Annotated in this window: 1 protein-coding gene; it reads right to left on the bottom strand. The window is 69.6% G+C overall.

What is annotated here, in order from left to right:
* On the bottom strand, positions 1-7,103 hold a 7,103-nt coding region (locus tag LN042_RS36305), incomplete at both ends, for a non-ribosomal peptide synthetase (protein WP_230055736.1).

The raw sequence follows: 7,103 nt of genomic DNA, 5'->3' as shown, positions 1-7,103 counted from the left end.
CACCGCATCCGGCGTCCGCGCCACCTGCGCCGCGAACAACCCCGGCAACGTCGCACCCACCAACGGCCGAGCCGTGTCGTTCCACTCCTCCACCACCAGCCGACGCTCGACCTCACCCAGCACATCCACGGCACTCAGCCGAGTCCCCGGCTGGGCCGTCACCGTCTCCAGGACCCGGAGCAGCCAGGTCGCGATCCGCTCGACCGTGCCCTCGTCGAACAAGTCAGCGGCCCCGATCAGGGAACCGCGCAGACCTGCCGGAGCGCCCTGAGCGTCGAAGACCTCACCAAGGGTCACCTCGAGGTCGAACCTCGCCGACGCCGTGTTCGCATGCTCGGCCAGCGGACTGATGCGCAGTCCGGCCGAGCCCGCGCCGGCTCCGGCAGGCCCCGCCACCGTCGTGGCGGTGTTCTGGACGGTGAGCATGACCTGGAACAGCGGATGCCGGGCCAGCGACCGGGTCGGCGACAGTTCCTCCACCAGCCGCTCGAACGGCACGTCCTGGTGCTCGAAGGCGCTCAAGCCCGCCTCGCGGACCCGCTCGACCACCTCGTCGAAGGACGGGTCATCAGAGAGGTCGGTGCGAACCACCAGGGTGTTGACGAAGAAGCCGATCAGATCGTTGAGCGCCTCGTCGGTGCGCCCAGCAATCGCCGTGCCGATCGGAACGTCGATCCCCGCGCCGATGCGCGAGAGCGTGAGCGCCAAAGCTGCCTGGATCACCATGAACAGGGTTGCTCCCCGTTCCCGGGCCAGCGCTGTCAGCCGCTGGTGGGTCTCGGCGGAGACGGTCAGTTCCGTGCTCTCGCCGCGGTGCGATGCGATCGCGGGTCGGGGTCGGTCAGTGGGCAGGCTGAGCTCTTCCGGCGCGCCGGCCAGGACCTCGCGCCAGTACGCCACCTGACCAGACAGCACGCTCTCCGGGTCCTGCTCGTCACCGAGCAACTCCCGCTGCCACAGCGCGTAGTCCGCGTACTGCACCGGCAGCGGCTCGAACGCAGGCACCTGCCCCGCGGCCCGCGCCGCATACGCCACCGACAGGTCCCGCGCCAACGGCGCCGTCGACCAACCATCGGTCGCCACGTGATGGACCGCCATCACCAGCACGTGCTCGGCCTCGCCGAGCGCGAACAACGTCGCCCGAATCGGGATCTCCGAGGTCAGGTCGAACGCGTACTCGAGCGCCTCCGCCACTGCCGCATCCAGCTCCTGCGGCGCCAGCTCGACCACCGACACCTCGAAGCCGGACTCCTCCAGCGACAGCACCCGCTGGTACGGCTCGCCGTCCGCCACCGGCAGCACCGTGCGCAGCACCTCGTGACGCCCCACCACATCCCGCAGCGCCGCAGCCAGTGCATCCCGGTCCAACTGCCCGGTCAGCCGTAGCGCCATCGGGATGTTGTAGGTCGCGCTCGGACCCTCCAACTGGCCCAGGAACCACAGACGGCGCTGCGCGAACGACAACGGCACCCGCTCCGGACGCACCAGCGGGGTCACTCCAGCCCGACCTGCGGTGGCCTCACCCAGCCACGCCGCCAGCCGTGCCGGTGTCGGGTGTTCGAAGAGCACGCGCATCGGTAGTTCCACGCCCAGCACCGCACGCACCCGGCTCACCAGCCGCATCGCCAGCAGCGAATGCCCGCCCAACTCGAAGAAGTCGTCCGCAACGCCGACTCGCTCCAAGTCCAGGACCTGCGCGAACGCCTGGCACAGGAGCTCTTCCTGCACCGTGGCCGGCGCCCGACCCTCACCGGCCGAAACGCCAAGGTCCGGCTTGGGCAGGGCCTTGCGGTCGACCTTGCCGTTCACTGTCAGCGGCAGCGCGTCCAGCACCACGACCGCGGAGGGCACCATGTGCTCCGGCAGCCGGCCAGCCGCGAACTCCCGTACCAGGCGCGCCAGATCATCCAGCTCGCCATCCGGTTCGGCAGCGACCACATAGGCGACCAGGCGCTTGTCACCCGCAGTGTCCTCGCGCGCCATCACCGCCGCCTGCGCCACCTGCGGATGCCCAGCCAACACCGCCTCGATCTCACCCAACTCGATCCGGAAACCACGGACCTTCACCTGCTCATCGACACGACCCAGGTACTCCAGCCGGCCATCCGCCGTCCAGCGCACCACATCACCCGAGCGGTACATCCGCTCACCCTGCTCGAACGGCGACGCCACAAACCGCTCCGCCGTCAACCCCGCACGACCCAAATACCCACGAGCCAACTGCGCACCCGCGATATACAACTCACCCGACACACCCACCGGCACCGGCCGCAGAGACCCATCCAGCACGAACAGACGCGTGTTCGCGATCGGACGACCGATCGGAACCGTGTCCACAATGTCCTGACCGGCAGTCAGCTCAAAGACACAGCAACCCACCACCGTCTCCGTCGGACCGTACTCGTTCACCACCACCGAACCCGGAACCCGCGCCAACCACGCCCGCACATCAGCACCATGCAACGCCTCACCACCCACCACCAGACGACGCGTCGAACCCGCCACCGCCTCATCCGACACCAACTCCGCCAACAACGGCAGATGACCAGGCACCGCCTTCACCAACCCGAACCCACCCCGGCCGGCAAGCAGCTCCGCCAGACCCTCCGCACCACCAGCCGCACTCGCCACCACCGCCGAACCCGACACCAACGGCACCACCACACTCGTCACCGTCAAATCGAACGACAACGACGAATGCAACGGCGCACCACCACCCCCGTCCATCCCATACGCGTCGACAGCCCACCGCACATAGTTCGCCAACCCGCCATGCGTGACCGCCACACCCTTCGGCCGACCCGTCGACCCCGACGTGTAGATCACATACGCCAACTGGCCCGGCAGCAGGTTGAGTTCAGGAGCCGTCGCGGGCTGCGCCGCCAACGCCCCCACCACCAGCGGCTCATCCACCGCGATCGTACGAACCCCCCACCCCACCGGCAGCTCATCCAGCACCTCCTCCACACCCACCAGCACCGACGCACCACTGTCACGCAACATGAACGCCAACCGCTCCGCCGGATACTCAGGATCCAACGGCACATACGCCGCCCCCGCCTTCCACACCCCCAACACCGCGGTCACCATCTCCACCCCACGCGGCAGACACAACCCCACCAACGACTCCGCATCCACACCCTGCGCACGCAGATAATGCGCCAACCGATTCGCCCGCACCTCCAGTTCAGCGAACGACAGCTCCACACCATCCGCCACCACCGCCACCGCACCCGGCGTCGCAGCCACCCGCCCAGCGAACAACCCCGGCACCAACTCCGAACCGAACTCCACCCCCGTCCGGTTCCACTCCTCCACCACCAACCCACGCTCAGCCTCACCCAACACCTCAACCGCCGACAACCGCGTCTGCGGAGCCACCTCCAACGCCGCCACCAGGTTCCCCACCGCCGTCTGCAACAGCGCACAGATCTGCTCGGCATCGGCCGGTGCCACCACCTGGGCGGTCACGAAAAACCCGTCCCCGACATCGTCGATGGACATGTTCACCGGATAGTTGTTGTAGTCACCCTTGGTCAACAACCCCACACCGTCAAGCGTGGGCCCACTACCCCGCGCAGCACTCACACCGTGCCGGTAGTTGAAGATCGAGCTGAACAGCGGGCTGCCGGCGGGCACCCCACTGGCCTTCTGGGCCAGCGCCAGCGGCGCGTGCTCGTGCACCAGCAGCTCCGCCAACTGATGCCGCATACCGGCCAGCGCCTCACCAACGCTCTGCCCCGCCACCCGCACCCGCACCGGCAGCGTATTGAGGAACAGACCCGGCACCCGGTCCGAGCCGGCACCGGAGTTCATCCGACCGAACAGCACCGTGCCGAACACCACGTCCTCACGACCGGCGATCGCGGCCAGCACCCGGGCCCACGCCAGGTGGAACACCGTGGCCGGGCTCACGCCCTGCCGCCGCGCCACATCACGGAGTCGGCCGGCCACTTCAGCATCGAGGGGGATCTGGAAGCGCATCGCACCGGTGCCGTCACCGTGCACATCCAGCACACCGAAGGGCGCCGTCGTCTCGGTGACGTCCCCCAGCAGGCCGTCGAAGTACCGCAGGTGCTCCTCACGCGGCACGCTCAGGCGGGCCTGCGCCACGAAGTCGCGGAACGGCAGCGGCTCCGGCAACGACTCGCCCTGACCCGCCAGGAACGCGGAGAGCTCCTCCAGCAGCACGTCCTGCGAGGTGTGATCCTGCACCATGTGGTGGGTTCGCAGTAGTGCCAGCCAGCGGTCACTGCCGGGCTCCGCCGCGATGTGGACCGTCATCAGGGGCGCCCGGGTCAGATCCATCCACGATCCACCGAGGGCCATCAACTGCTCCGTCGCAGCCGGGCCGCTCGGGTCCAGCACGACCTCCTGGACCGGCAGCTCCACCCGGCGCGACACCACCTGCACCGGCTCGGCCAGGCCCTCCCACACGAACGCCGTGCGGTAGATGTCATGCCGGTCGATCACCCACTGCAACGCCTCCACGAACGCATCCGCGCGCTCCCGCGAGTCGAACCCCAACACCGACGGCTGCATGTACACATCCGCCTCCCCACCCCGATCCGCCATCATGTGGTGGAAGAGCATGCCCTCCTGCAGGGGCGCCAGCGGATACACGTCCGCCACATTGGCCGCACCACCCTCGACCGCGGCCACGACATGCTCGATCTCGGCCGGGGTCAGCTCCACCAGCGGCAGCATCTCCGACGTGATCTCGGTGGCACCCTCGGGGATCAGGTTCGGCGGCACCACGGCCTGCACCGGGCCTGCCGCACCGGCGAGGCCGGTAGGCGTGGGATTGCGCAGCAGGGTGCGGATGGAGATCGACACACCCCGGACCCGCAGGTACTCCACCAGCTTGACGGCCAGCAGGGAGTGTCCGCCCAGAGCGAAGAAGTTGTCCTCCACGCCGACGCTCTCCAGCCCCAGGACGTGTGCGAACCCGGCGCACAGGATCTCCTCCTGCACCGTCGCCGGACCGCGGCTCACCCGGACGTCCTCATCCGCGGTGCCGGAGTCGTCCGGTGCGGGCAGGGCCGCGAGGTCCAGCGTCCCGTCCGACGTCAGCGGCAGCGTGTCCAGCACCACCACGGAGGGCACCAGTTGCTCCGCCAGACGGTCGTCGGCGAACTGCCGCACCGCGTCTGCCAGGGCTGCGTGATCAGTGCCGGAGTCGGCGGGTACGACATATGCGACCAGCTTCGCCCGGCTGTGAGGCGCGGGAGCCAGCGCGTCGTCCGCACCGTGCTCGCGCTCGATGACCACCACATCCGCCAAGCCGGGCTGTGCGGCCAGCACGGTCCGCACCTGACGCGCGGTTCGCCCGCGCGTCAGGATCCGCTCCCGCTCGTCCTTGCCCAGCACGTCCACTGCCGAGAGCCGGATCTGCGGCTCGGCCGTGACCGTCTCCAGGACCCGGACCAGCCAGACCGCGATCCGCTCGGCCGTGTCCGCGTCGAACAAGTCCGCCGCCGCAACCATGGCACCACGCAGGCCCGCCGGATCACCCTGGGCGTCGAAGACCTCCCCGAGCTCCATGTCCAGATCGAACTTCGCCAGCCCCGTCCCGGCGGCCTGCTGGCCGACCCGCAGCCCCGGCAACTCCGACGCCGACCGGCCGGTGCCGGAGGCCGCGGCGTTGTTCTGCAAGGTGAGCGTGACCTGGAAGAGCGGGTGCCGGGCCAGCGACCGGGTCGGCGCCAGCTCCTCCACCAACCGGTCGAACGGCACGTCCTGGTTCTCGAAGGCGCGCAGGCCCGTCTCCCGGACCCGGTCGACCACCTCGTCGAAGGTCGGGTCGCCGGACAGGTCGGTGCGGATCACCAACGTGTTGACGAAGAAGCCGACCAGCTCGTTGAGCGCCTCGTCGGTGCGCCCGGCGATCGCCGCACCGATCGGGATGTCCGTGCCCGCACCGATCCGACTGAGGGTGACCGCCAACGCCGCCTGCAGCACCATGAACAGGGTCGCCCCCCGCTCCCGCGCCAGCGCCAGCAGGCCCTCGTGCAGCTCTGCAGGGATCTCCAGCCCCACCGTGTGACCGCGGTGGGTGGGTGTCGCGGGTCGCGCCAGGTCAGTGGGCAGGGTGAGCTCTTCCGGCGCCCCGGCCAGGGCCTCACGCCAGTACGCCACCTGCCCGGACAGCACACTGCCCGGATCGTCCTCGCTCCCGAGCACATCCCGCTGCCACAGCGCGTAGTCCGCGTACTGCACCGGCAACGGCTCCCACGCAGGCGCCCGACCCTCCAACCGCGCCGCATACGCCACCGACACATCCCGCGCCAACGGCGCCGTCGACCAAGCATCGGTCGCCACGTGATGGGCCGCCATCACCAGCACGTGCTCGGCCTCGCCGAGCGCGAACAACGTCGCCCGAATCGGGATCTCCGAGGTCAAGTCGAACACGTAGCCGACCGCCTCCGCCACCGCCGCATCCAGCTCCTCCGGCGCCACCTCGACCACCGACACCTCGAAGCCGCACTCCTCCAACGACAGCACCCGCTGGAACGGCTCACCATCCGCCACCGGCAGCACCGTGCGCAGCACCTCGTGCCGCCCCACCACATCCCGCAACGCCTCAGCCATGGCCCCACGGTCCAACTCCCCGGTCAACCGCAGCGCCATCGGAATGTTGTAGGTCGCGCTCGAACCCTCCAACTGCCCCAGGAACCACAGGCGGCGCTGCGCGAACGACAACGGCACCCGCTCCGGACGCTCCACCGGCACCAACGCCGCCCGGCCCGCGCCGGCCTCACCCAGCCAGCCCGCGACCGCAGCCGGCGTCGAACGCTCGAACAGCACCCGCAACGGCAACTCCACACCCAGCACCGCACGCACCCGGCTCACCAACCGCATCGCCAGCAGCGAGTGGCCACCCAGCATGAAGAAGTCGTCGTCGACACCGACCGCCGGCAGGCCGAGGACCTCGGCGAACGCCTGGCACAGGAGCTCCTCCTGCACCGTCGCCGGCGCCCGACCCGCACCGACCGCATACTCCGGCGCGGGCAGGGCCTTGCGGTCCAGCTTGCCGTTCACCGTCAGCGGCAACTCATCCAGCACCACCACCGCCGACGGAACCATGTACGACGGCAACCGCT

The organism is Kitasatospora humi, from assembly GCF_020907985.1.
Classification (GTDB): domain Bacteria; phylum Actinomycetota; class Actinomycetes; order Streptomycetales; family Streptomycetaceae; genus Kitasatospora; species Kitasatospora humi.
This window is presented reverse-complemented; position numbering and strand designations above follow the sequence as displayed.